The 15,758-nt window shown below is 70.0% G+C and carries 20 protein-coding genes; 5 read left to right on the top strand and 15 right to left on the bottom strand.

What is annotated here, in order from left to right; translation table 11 throughout:
• Positions 1 to 2: 2 nt before the first annotated feature.
• The 15 genes from rplN to ACWGI8_RS02300 form a co-directional block, all read right to left on the bottom strand.
• A complete protein-coding gene (rplN, locus tag ACWGI8_RS02370; protein ID WP_003956455.1) occupies positions 3 to 371 on the bottom strand; it encodes a 50S ribosomal protein L14 in 369 nt (122 codons plus the stop codon).
• 99 nt (positions 372 to 470) lie between these two features.
• Positions 471 to 755: a 30S ribosomal protein S17 gene (gene rpsQ, locus ACWGI8_RS02365; protein WP_318103813.1), complete on the bottom strand. Its 285-nt coding sequence runs from the start codon at positions 753 to 755 to the stop codon at positions 471 to 473.
• Positions 755 to 979 carry a 50S ribosomal protein L29 gene (rpmC, locus tag ACWGI8_RS02360; protein ID WP_017949657.1) on the bottom strand — a complete coding sequence of 75 codons (225 nt, stop codon included), beginning with the start codon at positions 977 to 979 and terminating at the stop codon, positions 755 to 757. Before rpmC ends, rpsQ begins: the two co-directional genes overlap by 1 nt.
• A complete protein-coding gene (rplP, locus tag ACWGI8_RS02355) occupies positions 979 to 1,398 on the bottom strand; it encodes a 50S ribosomal protein L16 (RefSeq protein ID WP_005313579.1) in 420 nt (139 codons plus the stop codon). The genes rpmC and rplP overlap by 1 nt, the downstream gene beginning before the upstream one ends.
• Before the next feature lie 5 nt (positions 1,399 to 1,403).
• Positions 1,404 to 2,243 (bottom strand): 30S ribosomal protein S3, encoded by an 840-nt coding sequence (gene rpsC / locus ACWGI8_RS02350; protein ID WP_453657875.1) that lies wholly within the window; start codon positions 2,241 to 2,243, stop codon positions 1,404 to 1,406.
• Positions 2,243 to 2,590, bottom strand: a complete 348-nt coding sequence (gene rplV / locus ACWGI8_RS02345; protein ID WP_009327087.1) for a 50S ribosomal protein L22 — start codon at positions 2,588 to 2,590, stop codon at positions 2,243 to 2,245. Before rplV ends, rpsC begins: the two co-directional genes overlap by 1 nt.
• 42 nt (positions 2,591 to 2,632) lie before the next feature.
• A complete protein-coding gene (rpsS, locus tag ACWGI8_RS02340; RefSeq protein WP_003956461.1) occupies positions 2,633 to 2,914 on the bottom strand; it encodes a 30S ribosomal protein S19 in 282 nt (93 codons plus the stop codon).
• Positions 2,915 to 2,926: 12 nt separating this feature from the next.
• Positions 2,927 to 3,763 carry a 50S ribosomal protein L2 gene (gene rplB / locus ACWGI8_RS02335; RefSeq protein WP_384935305.1) on the bottom strand — a complete coding sequence of 279 codons (837 nt, stop codon included), beginning with the start codon at positions 3,761 to 3,763 and terminating at the stop codon, positions 2,927 to 2,929.
• A gap of 39 nt (positions 3,764 to 3,802) precedes the next feature.
• The gene (gene rplW, locus ACWGI8_RS02330; protein ID WP_453657873.1) at positions 3,803 to 4,123 is read right to left on the bottom strand and encodes a 50S ribosomal protein L23; all 321 of its coding nucleotides are present in this window, start codon (positions 4,121 to 4,123) and stop codon (positions 3,803 to 3,805) included.
• Positions 4,123 to 4,773 (bottom strand): 50S ribosomal protein L4, encoded by a 651-nt coding sequence (rplD, locus tag ACWGI8_RS02325; protein ID WP_453657871.1) that lies wholly within the window; start codon positions 4,771 to 4,773, stop codon positions 4,123 to 4,125. The genes rplW and rplD overlap by 1 nt, the downstream gene beginning before the upstream one ends.
• A gap of 8 nt (positions 4,774 to 4,781) precedes the next feature.
• Positions 4,782 to 5,426: a 50S ribosomal protein L3 gene (gene rplC, locus ACWGI8_RS02320; protein WP_450723883.1), complete on the bottom strand. Its 645-nt coding sequence runs from the start codon at positions 5,424 to 5,426 to the stop codon at positions 4,782 to 4,784.
• Between the two features lie 13 nt (positions 5,427 to 5,439).
• Positions 5,440 to 5,748 (bottom strand): 30S ribosomal protein S10, encoded by a 309-nt coding sequence (gene rpsJ, locus ACWGI8_RS02315; protein ID WP_003948644.1) that lies wholly within the window; start codon positions 5,746 to 5,748, stop codon positions 5,440 to 5,442.
• A 522-nt stretch (positions 5,749 to 6,270) separates the two neighbouring features.
• On the bottom strand, positions 6,271 to 7,440 hold the full coding sequence (locus ACWGI8_RS02310) for a hypothetical protein (RefSeq protein ID WP_453657869.1): 1,170 nt from the start codon (positions 7,438 to 7,440) through the stop codon (positions 6,271 to 6,273).
• Positions 7,441 to 7,905: 465 nt separating this feature from the next.
• On the bottom strand, positions 7,906 to 8,115 hold the full coding sequence (locus tag ACWGI8_RS02305; RefSeq protein ID WP_453657867.1) for a DUF397 domain-containing protein: 210 nt from the start codon (positions 8,113 to 8,115) through the stop codon (positions 7,906 to 7,908).
• Positions 8,112 to 8,957, bottom strand: a complete 846-nt coding sequence (locus ACWGI8_RS02300; protein WP_453657938.1) for a helix-turn-helix domain-containing protein — start codon at positions 8,955 to 8,957, stop codon at positions 8,112 to 8,114. Before ACWGI8_RS02300 ends, ACWGI8_RS02305 begins: the two co-directional genes overlap by 4 nt.
• A 187-nt stretch (positions 8,958 to 9,144) precedes the next feature.
• Between ACWGI8_RS02300 and ACWGI8_RS02295 the strand changes: the two genes are divergently transcribed.
• The 5 genes from ACWGI8_RS02295 to ACWGI8_RS02275 all read left to right on the top strand — a co-directional run.
• A complete protein-coding gene (locus ACWGI8_RS02295; protein ID WP_453657865.1) occupies positions 9,145 to 9,612 on the top strand; it encodes an ATP-binding protein in 468 nt (155 codons plus the stop codon).
• 120 nt (positions 9,613 to 9,732) lie between these two features.
• A complete protein-coding gene (locus ACWGI8_RS02290; protein WP_453657863.1) occupies positions 9,733 to 10,593 on the top strand; it encodes a hypothetical protein in 861 nt (286 codons plus the stop codon).
• 384 nt (positions 10,594 to 10,977) lie between these two features.
• On the top strand, positions 10,978 to 11,919 hold the full coding sequence (locus ACWGI8_RS02285) for a helix-turn-helix domain-containing protein (RefSeq protein ID WP_453657861.1): 942 nt from the start codon (positions 10,978 to 10,980) through the stop codon (positions 11,917 to 11,919).
• 141 nt (positions 11,920 to 12,060) lie between these two features.
• Positions 12,061 to 13,725: an RNA ligase family protein gene (locus ACWGI8_RS02280; protein ID WP_453657859.1), complete on the top strand. Its 1,665-nt coding sequence runs from the start codon at positions 12,061 to 12,063 to the stop codon at positions 13,723 to 13,725.
• Positions 13,726 to 15,758 (top strand): RNA repair domain-containing protein (locus ACWGI8_RS02275; protein WP_453657857.1); only part of this gene is annotated, 2,033 nt, incomplete at its 3' end.

Raw genomic sequence — 15,758 nt, 5'->3', positions numbered from 1 at the left:
GCTTACAGCACCTCCGGCGCGAGCGAGATGATCTTCATGAACTTCTTCTCGCGCAGCTCACGGCCCACCGGGCCGAAGATACGGGTGCCGCGAGGGTCGCCGTCGTTCTTCAGAATGACGGCGGCGTTCTCGTCGAAGCGGATGTACGAGCCGTCCTGGCGGCGGCGCTCCTTGACGGTGCGAACGATGACCGCCTTGACGACGTCACCCTTCTTCACGTTGCCACCGGGGATCGCGTCCTTGACGGTGGCGACGATGACGTCACCGATGCCCGCGTAGCGGCGGCCCGAGCCACCGAGAACACGGATGCAAAGGATCTCCTTGGCACCAGTGTTGTCGGCGACGCGAAGCCGCGACTCCTGCTGGATCACGTCTATCTCCTGTTTGTCTGCCGGTTCCCGGCCGGGGCTTCGCATGGAAGCCCCGGCCGAGCCTGGCGGAACTGACTCGAAGGGTTACCCCTTCAAGAATTACTTGGCCTTCTCGAGGATCTCGACGATGCGCCAGCGCTTCGTCGCCGACAGCGGACGCGTCTCCATGATGAGGACGCGGTCGCCGACGCCGGCAGCGTTCTGCTCGTCGTGCGCCTTGAGCTTGTTCGTACGGCGGATGACCTTGCCGTACAGCGCGTGCTTGACGCGGTCCTCGACGGCGACGACGACGGTCTTGTCCATCTTGTCGCTGACGACCAGACCCTCGCGGGTCTTGCGGAAACCGCGCTCGGTCTTGTTCTCAGTCACGTTGCTCTCGCTCATCAGGCGCTCTCCACCGTCTCGATGCCCAGCTCGCGCTCACGCATCAGGGTGTAGATCCGCGCGATGTCCTTGCGGACGGCCTTCAGCCGGCCGTGGTTCTCGAGCTGACCGGTCGCCGCCTGGAAGCGGAGGTTGAACAGCTCTTCCTTGGCCTCGCGGAGCTTGGCAACAAGCTCCTCGTTGCCCAGCTCGCGCAGCTCGGACGCCTTGGTACCGGCCGACATCACGCTTCACCTGCCTCGCGCTTGACGATCCGGCACTTCATCGGCAGCTTGTGAGCCGCGCGAGTCAGAGCCTCACGTGCAATCTTCTCGTTCGGGTAGGACAGCTCGAACATGACCCGGCCCGGGTGCACGTTCGCGACCCACCACTCCGGGGAACCCTTACCGGAACCCATGCGGGTCTCGGCAGGCTTCTTCGTCAGCGGGCGGTCCGGGTAGATGTTGATCCAGACCTTGCCGCCACGCTTGATGTGGCGGGTCATCGCGATACGAGCCGCCTCGATCTGGCGGTTGGTCACGTACGCCGGAGTCATGGCCTGAATGCCGTACTCGCCGAACGCAACCGTCGTACCACCCTTGGCCATACCGCGGCGCTTGGGGTGGTGCTGCTTGCGGTGCTTGACCCTGCGGGGGATCAGCATTTCGGTCAGGCCTCCGTTCCGGTGCTCTCAGCAGCCGGAGCGGCGGCGGGAGCGTCGGCCTTGGGGGCCTCGGCAGCCGGCGCGGACTGCTGCTGCGGCTTGCGACCGCGACCGCCACGCTCGCCACCGCGGCCACCACGGCCGGCCGGGCGGTCAGCGCCGCCACGGGCCGGGCGGTTGCCGGCGCGGGCAGCGGCGTTCTCGGCGCGGACCTCGGCGATGTTCTTGACGTCGCCCTTGTAGATCCAGACCTTCACACCGATGCGGCCGAAGGTCGTCTTGGCCTCGAAGAAGCCGTAGTCGACGTTCGCGCGGAGCGTGTGCAGGGGCACACGGCCCTCGCGGTAGAACTCCGAGCGGGACATCTCGGCGCCGCCGAGGCGGCCACCGCACTGGATCTTGATGCCCTTGGCGCCGGCCTTCATCGAGCTCTGCATGCTCTTACGCATGGCACGACGGAAGGAGACGCGGGAGGAGAGCTGCTCGGCGACGGCCTGGGCCACCAGCTGAGCGTCCACCTCGGGGTTCTTGACCTCGAGGATGTTCAGCTGGACCTGCTTGCCGGTCAGCTTCTCCAGCTCGCCACGGATGCGGTCGGCCTCGGCGCCACGGCGACCGATGACGATGCCCGGGCGGGCGGTGTGGATGTCAACGCGGACGCGGTCGCGGGTGCGCTCGATCTCAACCTTCGAGATACCGGCCCGCTCCATGCCCTTCGTCATCATGCGACGAATGGCGACGTCTTCCTTGACGTAGTCCTTGTACAGCTTGTCGGCGTACCACCGGGACTTGAAGTCCGTGGTGATGCCGAGCCGGAACCCGTGCGGGTTTACCTTCTGGCCCATTACCGGGTTCCTTCCTTGCTGCTGACGACCACGGTGATGTGGCTGGTCCGCTTACGGATCCGGTAGGCACGGCCCTGAGCACGCGGACGGAACCGCTTCAGGGTCGGGCCCTCGTCCACGTACGCCTCGCTGATGAACAGCGAAGAGGCGTCCGTGTGGTCGTAGTTGTGCGCGGCGTTGGCGATGGCGCTGTCCAGCACCTTGCCGACCGGCACGCTCGCGGCCTGCGGGGCGAAACGCAGGACCGCCTGAGCCTCCGTGGCATCCATGCCACGGATGAGGTCCACCACGCGGCGGGCCTTCATGGGCGTGACGCGGATGTACCGCGCCTGGGCCCTGGCTTCCATGGTTGTCCCTTCGGTGTAAGTCATAGTCGTTCCACCCCGCGATTAGCGGCGCTTCGACTTCCGGTCGTCCTTGACGTGGCCGCGGAAGGTGCGAGTCGGCGAGAACTCGCCGAGCTTGTGGCCGACCATCGACTCGGTGACGAACACCGGGACGTGGGTCTTGCCGTTGTGCACCGCGATCGTGTGGCCCAGCATGGCCGGGACGATCATCGAGCGACGGGACCAGGTCTTGATGACGTTCTTGGTGCCTGCCTCGTTCTGCACGTCCACCTTCTTGATGAGGTGGTCGTCGACGAAGGGCCCCTTCTTGAGACTGCGCGGCATCTAAACCCGCTCCTAGCGCTTCTTGTTCGTCTTGCGGCGGCGGACGATGTACTTGTTGCTCGCCTTCTTGGGAGAACGAGTACGACCCTCCTTCTGACCCCACGGGGAGACCGGGTGGCGACCACCGGAGGTCTTGCCCTCACCACCACCGTGCGGGTGGTCGACCGGGTTCATGGCGACACCGCGGACGGTCGGGCGGACGCCCTTCCAGCGCATACGGCCGGCCTTGCCCCAGTTGATGTTCGACTGCTCGGCGTTGCCGACCTCGCCGATGGTGGCGCGGCAGCGGACGTCGACCAGGCGGATCTCGCCGGACGGCATACGAAGGTGGGCCATGGAGCCCTCCTTCGCCAGCAGCTGCACGGAGGCACCCGCGGAGCGGGCGAACTTCGCGCCGCCGCCGGGCCGCAGCTCGATGGCGTGGATGGTCGTACCGACCGGGATGTTGCGCAGCGCCAGGTTGTTGCCGGGCTTGATGTCGGCGGCCGGGCCGTTCTCGACACGGTCGCCCTGGTTCAGGCCACGCGGCGCGATGATGTAGCGCTTCTCGCCGTCCGCGTAGTGCAGAAGAGCGATGCGCGCGGTGCGGTTGGGGTCGTACTCGATGTGCGCGACCTTGGCCGGCACGCCGTCCTTGTCGTGACGACGGAAGTCGATCACTCGGTAGGCGCGCTTGTGGCCACCGCCCTGGTGGCGAACGGTCACACGACCGGCGTTGTTACGGCCGCCCTTGCTGTGCAGGGGACGGACCAGCGACTTCTCCGGCGTGGACCGCGTGATCTCGACAAAGTCGGCGACGCTGGAGCCACGACGGCCCGGAGTCGTCGGCTTGTACTTGCGGATACCCATTTCTCAGTCCTCGTCCGATATTCGGACCAGGGCTCTCCGTTAGGAGGCCTGGCCGAAGATGTCGATACGGTCGCCCTCGGCAAGGGTCACGATGGCGCGCTTGGTGTTGGCGCGCTTACCGAAACCGGTGCGGGTGCGCTTGCGCTTGCCCTGGCGGTTGATCGTGTTGACCCCGGTGACCTTGACCTTGAAGACCGCCTCGACGGCCTGCTTGATCTGGGTCTTGTTCGCACGCGGGTCGACGACGAACGTGTACTTGTTCTCGTCCAGCAGCGCGTAACTCTTCTCGGAGACGACCGGCTTGATCAGCAGGTCGCGCGGGTCCGTGAAGCTCTTGCTGGTGATCGTGGCCTCGGACATCAGGCCTCGCTCCCTTCGGTCTCAGCGGCCTTGGGGCCAGACACGAAGGACTCGAAAGCGGCCTGGGTGAAGACCACGTCGTCGGAGACGAGCACGTCGTACGTGTTCAGCTGGCCCGGCTCCAGGATGTGCACCTGGGGCAGGTTGCGGGCGGACAGCCACGCGGCCTCGTCGCTGCGGTCGACGACCAGGAGCAGGTTCTTGCGCTCCGAGATCTTGCCGAACAGCGTCTTGGCGGCCTTGGTGGAGGCGGCACCCTCGACCACGCCGGAGACGACGTGGATACGGGAGTGACGGGCCCGGTCGGTGAGGGCACCGCGCAGGGCGGCGGCCTTCATCTTCTTCGGGGTCCGCTGCGAGTAGTCACGCGGCACGGGGCCGTGGACGACGCCACCGCCGGCGAACTGCGGCGCACGGGTCGAACCCTGACGGGCGCGGCCGGTGCCCTTCTGGCGGTAAGGCTTCTTGCCACCACCACGGACTTCGCCGCGGGACTTGGTCTTGTGCGTGCCCTGACGGGCAGCGGCCAGCTGCGCGACGACGACCTGGTGGATCAGCGGAACGCTGACCTTGGCGTCGAAGATCTCCGCGGGGAGCTCGACGCTACCGGCCTTGTCGCCAGCGGGCGAAAGGATGTCAATGGTGCTCATCGGTTACCTCAGGCCCCCTTGGCCGCGGTACGGACCAGGACGAGGCCGCCGTTCGGACCAGGAACCGCGCCCTTGATGAGCAGCAGACCCTTCTCCGCGTCAACGGCGTGGACGGTCAGGTTCTGGGTGGTGACCCGCTCGTTGCCCATACGGCCCGCCATGCGGAGGCCCTTGAACACACGGCCCGGGGTGGCGCAGCCACCGATGGAGCCGGGAGAGCGGTGCTTGCGCTGGGTGCCGTGACCGGCGCCGAGGCCCTTGAAGTTGTGACGCTTCATGACACCGGCGAAGCCCTTGCCCTTGCTCTTGCCGGTGACGTCGACCTTCACGCCCGCCTCGAAGACCTCGGCGGTGATCTCCTGGCCGAGGGTGTACTCGCCGGCGTCGGCGGTACGGATCTCGACGAGGTGACGACGGGGGGTGACGTCGGCCTTGGCGAAGTGGCCCTTGAGGGGCTTGTTCACCTTGCGCGGGTCGATCTCGCCGAAGGCGATCTGGACCGACTCGTAGCCGTCGGTGTCGTTCGTGCGGACCTGGGTGACGACGTTGGGGCCGGCCTTGACGACGGTGACCGGGACGACACGGTTGTTCTCGTCCCAGACCTGAGTCATGCCGAGCTTCTCGCCCAGGATGCCCTTGATCTGCTTAGCCATCTTGCGCGTCACCTCAGAGCTTGATCTCGATGTCGACGCCGGCCGGCAGGTCGAGACGCATCAGCGAGTCAACCGTCTTCGGCGTGGGGTCGAGGATGTCGATGAGGCGCTTGTGCGTGCGCATCTCGAAGTGCTCGCGCGAGTCCTTGTACTTGTGCGGCGACTTGATGACGCAGTACACGTTCTTCTCAGTGGGCAGCGGCACCGGGCCCGCGACCGACGCACCAGTGCGGGTCACCGTCTCGACGATCTTCTTCGCCGAGGAGTCGATGACCTCGTGGTCGTAGGCCTTGAGCCGGATGCGGATCTTCTGTCCCGCCATGGCTACTTCGTAGTCCTGTCTGTCTCGTAACGCTCTGGAACCCGGTGTTACCAGCCCTCTCCTCCGACCCACGCGGTCGGGCGTGTCGCACTCCCGCTACGCAGATATCCGGTGACGGATTCCCTGCTGGAGGGGATTGCGATCCGCAGAAGAGACCGCTGGACGGGGGCGAAGACCCACCGGGTGCCTGGCCGGGGCCCCGCTGACACTTCCCGGAAGATTCCCGTACGTCCGCCCCAGCGCTGCCGTGAGGCAGTTGGGACGACGAGTACTGTGGGACTCGCTTCCGGTCCTCCCGGCGGGAGGCGCGCAGCATCGGCACTCAACCGAGCAACCCCGATAGTCTGCCATACGGGGCGCTCGGGCCGCCAATCGAGCGGAAGACATTACCCCGACGGGGTTGGCTGTCAAACCGCGGCGCGCGAAGCCCCGCGGCTTGACAGGTTCTGCTCAGGTCCCGCCTCAGGCACGCAGACGGCCGCCCCGCGGCTCGGCGGGCACCGCTGGACAGGACTTACGAATCTAGGTTCGGGTGACCGTGCCGCATTCCTGCGGGAGGTCGGCGAGGTCCTGGCTGCGGTCGTACGGGTCCACGGCCGGGCCCGACGCCCCGGGCGCCGCACCACCCGCAAGATCCTCCGCGAACCGCGGCCGCAGGAAGCCGTCGCCGTCCTTGGCGCAGTCGGAGTTTCCGCTGGTCATCTCCCACCGGAGTACGTGCAGCCTGCCGCGGGTGGTCACCACCTTGGCTGGGTCGTACAGGGCGAACGTCATCTGGCGGCGGACGACGGTCCGCGTCACCTCGTCCGCTCCGGGCTTCGCCTTCACCACCGGATAGACGAAGGTGTAGTCGGCGTGCACCTGCACCTCGCCGCTGCGCTCCCCCTTGCCGAAGGTCATCCGCCCCCGCGTCTTGACCACGTCACCCACCAGACGCACCTCGGCCGGGTCGAAGCGGCTGAACATCGACAGCGGGTCCTGGTCCTTGCCGGGCTCGCGCAGCGCCCGCTCGAGCAGGCCGTGGACGTCCTTCTGGCGAGGGTCGAGCAGCGCCAGCGCGGCAGCCGGGCGGTCACCGCGGAGGGTGGCCGGATCGAGGTTCGAGGCGACCAGCAGCTCCTTGGTGCTGCGCAGCGCGTGGGCGACCTGGTCCTTGCTCATCCCGCCGACGGCCTTGGCCTCGGGCACCTGGATACCGGCGGCCCCGTCCGCCCAGCGGGCCGCGGGCGAGCCTCGGAACGGCTCCTTGAGGGTCGGCAGATCCGGGAACAGCTCCTCGGGCGGCGCGGCGGTGGGCCGGACCGTCTCGGCGGAGAGCGGCGCGGCGTTCTTGTCCGCGTCGCCGTGCAGCCGGTCGGTGGCCAGTTCCGGCCGTATGGCGACAACGGCGAGCGCGACGGTGGCCAGCGTCCCGAGCACCAGCGCGAGGCGGCGGCGCTTCTTCGCGCCCCCGTTCATCTCCTGCCACGCGGGCCCGGTCCGCCAGCCCTCCGGCTCGGCCGGCTTCCCTTCCCTACGGCGGCGCTCGTCCTCCGCGCGCAGCCGCTCGGTCACCATGCGCGCCCTGGCGGACGGCTCTTTCGGTGCGCCGGCACCGCCGTCCTTCTCGGCTCGGCCGACGAACTGCGCCCACTCCTCGTCCGACACCGACGACCCGCCTTCGGGCCGCCCCTCCGGTGCGTTCTGCCCCACTGTCCCCACCCTGAGTTCCGCACACTGTCGTGGACATTCCACGAACAAGTGGGCGCAGGATACAAGCCGGCCGATCACGGTGCGCGCGCGTGCTGTCGGTCAGGGCCAGGAGACGTACGCGACGAATTCGGCCCATGCGGCCGGCGCGACGGCGAGCCCAGGGCGCGCCGTGACGCACAGAGGTCCGCTCGTTCCCGTCCGGGATCGCACGGACCTCCTGTCACGTGCTGCGCCACCTCATGCGGGCGGGGCACGTGGCGCTCGTCGGACGGCTGTACGCGCGCCGGGCCCTGCGCCCGCTGCACCTCAATCCCTGGTCATGTCCGGCACCGACTACGCCCGGCTCGCCCGGCCACGCGTCGAGCACATCGCGGCTCCCGCCTCGCCGCGATGACCATGCCACCCGTCAAAGCAGCGCGCCCCGTACTTGGGATCAACCAGGTGCGGGGCGAAAGGAGTTGAGGGTCAGCTCTGCGACGCGTACGTCACGAAGTCCGCCCACGCGGTGGGGGCGACGGCGAGGCGGGGGCCGGGGATGTTCTTGGAGTCGCGGATGTGGACGGTGCCGGGGGTGGCGGCGACCTCGACGCAGTCATTGCCGTTGCTTGTGTCGCTGTAGCTGCTCTTGAACCAGACGAGCTCGTCGGATTCCCCGGCAGAGGTCTTGCGGATCATGTCTCTCCCAGCACTTCCTCGATGAGGGCCAGCGACTCCCCAGGCGTGAGGGCCCGAGCCCGGATGATGCCATAGCGCAACTCAAGGACCCGGAGCCGCTTCAGATCGGAGACGGGACGCCCCCCGTACTCATCGTCAGTGCGACCGATCGCGGAGCCGTCACCGAATTTGAGTACCTGAATCCTCCCACCCGTTCCAGGGTGCTCCCAGCGGTCGGTCGGCATCACCTGGATCTCGACGTTCCGCATCTGCCCTACCTCCAACAGGCGTTCGAGCTGCTGGCGTTGCACCATTGTGCCTCCGGTGGGGCGGCGCAGGGTCACCTCTTCCAGGACAAAGCCGAGCTCTGGCGCGGGAGACCGGTCGAAGATGGTCTGCCGAGCCATGCGGGCTTCCAACATCCGCTCCAACTCGTCCGCCGCATAAGCGGGCCGACGAGTCCCCAGCAACGCACGGGCATACGCCTCCGTCTGCAGCAGACCATGCAGCGCGTGGCTGCCGTACGAGAGCAGCTCGACTGCCTTCGCCTCCATCTTGGCCAGGTCCCGCACCTTCTTCGGGTACCGAACCTCCGCCACGTCCTTCTTCATCGCGGCGATAAGCCCGCCCGCCCCCAGCACCTCGTCCGCCTTGTCCAGGTACTCCGGCCTGGGAATCCGCTTCCCGGCCTCGACCTTGTAGACCAGGTCCTCCCCGTATCCGATCGCCACGCCGAACTCGGCCGCCCGCATGCCGGACGCTTCGCGGCGAAGCTTGAGCTGCCGCCCCACCGTCGCGACGACGGCCGCACCCGACTCGTCATCGGGATCGACCTCCCAACCGGGCTCGTCCCCGTCACCCATGGGCCGCTCCGTACCGTCCACTTCCACGCTCACCCGCGCCACCTCCGACGTACCGCCGCAACTGGATGCCCCCTGCCCGTACGCCCTTCGGGACAGCCCGGACACGACCGGACAAGCTCCGGACAGTCACGGTACGCATCCGCTGCGTCACTGGTCAGCGTAAGCAGGCCACACCACGCTAAGTGACGTGAACCAGAAAGCCGCCCAACTCGGCACCCCCACACATCACTTCACTGTGCAGCTGTCCCCCACGCCACGCGGTGCCCGCCTCGCGCGCCTGCTCGCCACCGAGCGGCTGCACGCCTGGGACCTGCCGTACGGGGTGGCCGAAACGGCGGCCCAGCTCGTTGCCGAGCTCGCCGCGAACGCCGTCACCCACGCCCGCCTGCCCGGCCGGGACTTCCTCCTCGCTGTCTGCACGACGGACGCCGAGCGCATCCTCCGCGTCGAGGTGACCGACACGCGCGGCGACCGGCTCCCGGGCCTCCGCCCCCAGCCGCCCTCCGCCGACAGCGAGTCGGGGCGCGGGCTGCTGCTCGTCGAAGTTCTCGCGGACCGCTGGGGCGTGACGTCGGGTCCCGTCCCGCGCAAGACGGTGTGGGCCGAGCTGGACCTCGCACCGACGGGCGCCGGGCGCCCTCACCCCCTCGGGTGAACATCCCCAATTCGCGGGCAACCAGGCCGCGTTGGCCGCCTACGCTCGCCAACGAGACACGCCTTGGGCATGTGCCATAGGCAACTCTCCGTACCAGCCCGCACAACCAGAGGAACCCGCATGGTCAGCTCGCCCCACGAGGCGATGCACCGCATCTTCCAGGGGCACCCGGAGCTCTTCTCCCGGGTCTCCGAGGTTTTGGGCCTCACCTTCGCCGCGCCCACCTCGATCACGGTCCTGCCCACCGACCTCACCGAAACCCGGCCCCTCGAACGCCGCGTCGACACCCTGTTACGCCTCGACACAGAGGACGACGAGTCCTTTCTCCTCGCGGTCGAGGCTCAGGGCAAGAAGGACCCGGCCAAGCCCGCCAGCTGGGCGTACTACCTGTCATATCTGCACACGAAGTACCCCTTGCAGCCCCTGCTACTGGTCGTCTGCCAGGACCGTGCCACGGCCGAGTGGGCCGCGCGGCCCGTCCACATCGGCCCCCGACAGTGGCCCGCGCTGACCCTGCGCCCCCTTGTGGTGGGCCCGCACAACATGCCCGTGATCACCAACTCGGCCGAGGCCCGCAAGGACCTCGCACTCGCCACACTTGCTGCGATCACACACATCACGGACCCGGACATCGGGGCCATACTCAAAGCAGTGTCAACCGTTCTGCGGGACACACCGCGGGACGTCGCCGATCCCATCATCGAACTCATCGCGCAGGGCATGGGCAAGCACCCAGCCGCAGAACAGTGGAGGAAACTGGTGGCCGTGGACCTCTCTTTCTACAAATCGCCGCTCTCGGACAGCCTCCGCGCCGAAAGCCGCGCCGAGGACATCCTGCTCGTCCTCGAGCAGCGCGGCATCGACGTCCCCGACGTGGCACGCGAGCGCATCACCGGCTGCGAGGACCCCGCGATCCTGCGCTGCTGGCTCGCCCGTGCTGTCACCGCCCCAACCGCCGAGGAGATCTTCGGCGACGAGTAGCCGGGTGCCGCCCAAGGCACACACAACCCTCGATCAGGCCCGGCCGCACATTGCGGCCGGGCCTGATCGCGTTACGGGCCGACCGCGCTCGCAGCGCCGTACCGCGCGTAATACCAGGTCGCACCGGATCGTGGCCCTCCGCGACCCGGTGGACCGCGACCCGGCGTCCCACGACACAAGAAAGAGAAAAGAACCAGGGAAAGAACCTTCCCAACCCCTCCAGCCTCCCCGTCACCCACATGGGTGGACTGCGCCAACTCGGCTGGATTTGAGGCGGGTTGGCTGGCATATGCTCGCCGCGACAACCCCAGACATACGTCGGCCCCCGGCCGGGACTGGCATCCCGATCGAGGGCCTGACCACCGAGGAAGTTAGGGCTTCCCGATGGCTCTTCAGCACCTTAGCGCGCGCTCGCGCGCCCAGTCCCCCGTTCGCCGACCGGCCGCCCGATCCGGTGTCGTCCACGTCAACGTCCGGCACACCAGCCGCTGCACGGTCGTCGGCAACCACCTTGCCCAGCACCGCGAGTTGAGCCTCATCGCAATTGGGCTCGCCGTCCACATCCAGTCGCTCAAGGCCGGGTCCGAGGTCACCATCAAGTGCTTCACGGCACGCTTTCCGGAGAGCGAGGCGCGCATCGCCGAAGCCATGCGGGAGCTGGAGGCCGCCGGATACCTCGCGCGTCCCTGCGAGCGGCTGGCCAATGGCCGGCTCGTCACGCGGACCATCTCGTACAACCGGCCGGGCGCGAGCCCTGCCCCGCACCCGCCCGAGCCCAAGCCGGAGCGGGTGCCGGTGGCGGTGGCGGTGCCTGGGCCCCCGCCCAACCCCAAGCCGGTGCCGGTCGCGCCACCGGAGCCCCCGCCCGAGCCCGAACCCGCGCCTCGCCGCGCATCACCGCCTCTCCCCTCGCCGCAATCGGACGACCTGACCCTCCACGGGACGGCCGTCGCCCTGCTCACCGATCTGCGCCGGGACCATCCCCGTCTGCTCCTCTCCGAGCCGGACGTGCGGCGCCTCGCCCCGGCCGTCGAGGCCTGGCTGGAACGGGACACCACCCCCGAGGCCGTACGCCGCACCCTGACCGCGAACCTCCCGCCCGACCTCAGCCACCCGGCGGGCCTGCTCGCCCACCGCCTCACCGCGCTCCTACCACCGCCCCTACCAGCCGCCCCTGTCATCGTGCGCCCGGACCCTCTCCAGACCTGCGACACCTGCGACCGTGCCTTCCGCGCCCCGGAACCGGGCCACTGCCGCGACTGCCGCCCGGACACTGGGGAGGCCGCGACACCGGTAAGGCAATGGGGTGCTGAGGGGCCCCGCTGACGAGGCCCCCCGCCCCGCCACACCGCGGTCGGGTCGAGAGAGGTGAGCGGCGCGACGGCCGGCTTATTCGTTCGATCACCGCTCCCCCGCGCTCCTAGAGTGACCGGGCACCACATGCCGACAACCGGGGGGCCGATCATCATGCGGACGCACTATCCGCGGACGCCGCATCTGCCGTGGTCGCCCGGCGCGGCCTCCGACGACGTACGGGTCGCCGATCTGTCGGGGTTCACAGGACGGGAGGTCGTCGTCACCGAGAAGCTCGACGGCGAGAACACGACGCTGTACGCCGACGGGCTGCACGCGCGGTCGCTGGATTCGGCGCATCATCCGTCGCGGGCCTGGGTGAAGGGGCTTCAGGGGCGGATCGCGGATCGGATCCCCGCGGGGTGGCGGGTGTGTGGGGAGAACATGTACGCGCGGCACTCGATCGCGTACGAGGAGCTGGAGAGCTGGTTCTACGGATTCTCCGTCTGGGACGCGGACGGTCGCTGTCTGGACTGGGACCGGACCGTGGGATTCCTACGGGGACTGGGGGTCCCCGTACCGCTGGTGCTGTGGCGGGGCACTCTCGACAGGGTGGCCGAGCGGGCGCTGCGCGGGATCAGGCTGGAGACCGGGCGCCAGGAGGGGTACGTCGTACGGACGGTCGACGGCTTCGGCCCGGAGGAGTTCGGGCGGCGGGTCGCCAAGTGGGTGCGGCCCGGGCACGTACAGACCGGTACGCACTGGATGCACGCCGCTGTCGTGGCGAACGGGCTGGGGCCGGCCGCGGCGCTGTGGGCGGTCAGGTCGGGGGCCGCGCCGGACACCGAGGCGCTGTCGGCCGCCGTGGGGGTGCCGGACGGGGACGAGGCCGCCGCCGCCGAAGTAGGCGCCCGCCTCGACAGGACCGGGGACGCGAGGCTCGCCGGGGTGCTGGCCGCGCTGCTGCACAAGAGCCGGCGCGGGTCGCTCGCGGGGCGCCTCGCGGGGCCGCTCGGCCTGCCGCTCGCACGGCGCGTCGCGGACCTGGTCGGGCTGCACACCGGGCTGCACCGCCCGTATCCCGACGAGGAGCGCAGGTCCGGGCTCGTACGGATGTCGTTCGCCGTCGACCTGGACGTGCTGCACGCCGTCGCCGGGGCGGTCGCGCCCGACGCCGAAGCGCGCGACCAGGTGGAGTGGTCCGCGCTGCACGCGCAGGACGCCGGGCCGCTGGACGCGCTGAAGGAGGCGTTCGCCGATCTGGAGGCGGACACGGCCGGGCGCTGCTGGGCCGAGGCGCGGGACGCCTACGCGCACGGGCGGATCCGGACCGTCGAGGAGGCCGTAGCGGCGACCTGGCGGTGGCGGTCCGGGGACTTTCCCCGGCTGATCCACATGGTCGGCCCGTCGGGCAGCGGCAAGAGCACCTTCGCGCGGAGCCTCGGCGGAGCCGACACGTACGTCTCTCTCGACGAGCTGCGCGAGAACCGCGGCTCACGCGCCGACCAGCGTGCGAACGGGGAGGTCCTGCGCGCGGGCCTCGACCGGCTCGGCACGGCACTCGCGGAAGGTGGGACCGTGGTGTGGGACGCCACATCCCTCAACCCGCACCAGCGTTCCCTGGTGCACGCGGTCGCGCACCGCCGCGACGCCTTCGTCACGCACGCGGTGGTGCTGGTCGGCGAGGACGAGCTGGTCCGGCGCAATGCGGAGCGGGCGCACCCGGTGCCGCCCGAGGTACTCACCGCGCAGTTGCACCGGTTCGTCCCGCCGTACCCCGCACAGGCGCACCGCACCTGGTACATCGGCGCGGGCGGGACCGTCGAGGAGGAGGCGTAGGTGCGTACCAGCGAGGAGATCTACCACCGGGTCCAGTGGGATCCGCGGTTCGACCCGGCCCGCTTCGTGATGGGGATCAACCAGCGCGGCGCCGCGCCCAAGCGGATGCCGCTGGACGACTTCGACCCGGCCGGCGAGATCCCGTGGCACCGGGTGCTGTTCTTCGAGGCCGACGGCGAAGTGGTCTGGGACCGGTCCGCGGGCGTGGACCGCATCGACGCGACGGACGCCGGGCGGATACGGGACCCGCGACGGCTGCGGTCGCCGTTCTTCTCGGCCCGGACGCCGTACGTGTGGGACGCGGCGCGCGGCTGGGTGGCCGCGGACGCGGACGCGCCTCGGGGCGTCCCGGCGGCCGGCGGGCTGCGCGTACTGACCTGGAACACGCTGTGGGACCGGTACGACAGCGACCGCATCGACACCGTCCGGCGCCGGCCGATGCTGCTGGCGGCTCTTCGCGAGGCCGACGCGGACGTCATCGCCCTCCAGGAGGTCGAGGCGGAGCTGCTCGCGATGCTGCTGGACGCGCCCTGGGTGCGGGAGGCGTACACGCTCGGCACCGACCCGGCCGGGAAGGACGTCGACGACTGCGGAGTGCTGCTGCTCAGCCGGCTGCCGGTGCGGGAGGCGGGAATCCACGTCCTCGGCCCGCACAAGGCCGTCACGGCGGTGGTCGTGGACACGGCGGCCGGCCGGGCCGTCGTCGCCGCGACCCATCTGAGCAGCGATCACTCCGAGGGCGGGGCGGCACGGCGGGAGGCCGAGCTGGTGCGGCTCGCCGAGGGGCTGGCAGGTGTCGAGGGTGACATGGTCCTGCTGGGCGACTTCAACGACGGCGGGGACGTGCCGGAGACGACGCTCGGCATGCGGGACGCCTGGAGCGAGGCGCACGGGCACGGCGACCGGACGCCCACCTTCGACCCGGGCGTCAATCCGCTGGCCTCGGTGTCGTCGCTGTCCGGGCGGGCGTCCCGGCTGGACCGCGTGCTGCTGCGGGCTGACGGACCGGGGGCGGAGGGGCTCCGGGTGGACGGGGCGGCCCTGCTGGGCGACACCCCGGCGCCCGACGGGCTGTACGCCTCGGACCACTACGCCGTGGCGGCGGACCTGAGCTTCGGCGGCGATGAGCCGGCCGAGGTGCTCGCCGTCCGGGCGACGGCACGGACAGCCGTCGCCTGGATCCCCCCGCGGGAGCTGTGGCCGCCGATCCAGCACATCCGACGCGAGCACGACCGGCAGATCCACCGCTGGCCGCCGCATGTCAATGTGCTCTTCGGGTTCGTACCGGAGTGCGACTTCGAGCGGGCGGCACCGCTGCTCTCCGCGGCGGCGGCGGGGACACCGCCGTTCACCGCACGGCTCGAAGGGGTGCACAGCTTCGGGCACCGGGAGGACGCCACCGTCTGGCTCGACCCCGCGGCGGCCGACGCGACGCCCTGGGCGGAACTGCGCCGCGCGCTGGAAGAGCGCTTCCCCCGCTGCGGGGGCCGCGCCACGGGTTTCACCCCGCATCTCTCGCTGGGCCGGACCCGTGATCCGCAGCAGCTCGCCGCCCATTGCGAAGCCCTGCTCGACGGCATGACGGCACGCGTCGGTGACGTGGTCCTGCTGTCCCGGCGGGGCGACGAGCCGATGCGGGTGCGGGCGACGGTCGCGCTGGGGACGGGCGAGGTGCGGTGGGTGCCCGAGGAGGGCGCCGTCACACCGGCCCCCGAGGACCCCGACCGCGAAGCACACGCCCGGCGCACCGTGCAGCGCATCTCCGACGCGCTGGCCGACGGCATCGTCCACGTCGTCGGCTCACGGCGCATGGGATGCGCCCTGGCCGGTGCGGATCTGGATCTGGTGGCCGCACTGCCGGGCGGGACCGGAGCCGCACTGCCGGGCCGGACCGGAGGCGGGAGCGGAACCAGAGCCGCACTGCCGGGCGCGGCCGTCGGCGGGACCGGAGCCGCACTGCCGGGCCGGACCGGAGGCGGGAGCGGAACCAGAGCCGCACTGCCGGGCGCGGCCGTCGGCGGGACCGGAGCCGC

This window comes from Streptomyces sp. NPDC054841, from assembly GCF_053611045.1.
The sequence above is the reverse complement of the archived record's forward strand: the minus strand, read 5'-3'. Positions and strand labels throughout refer to the sequence as shown.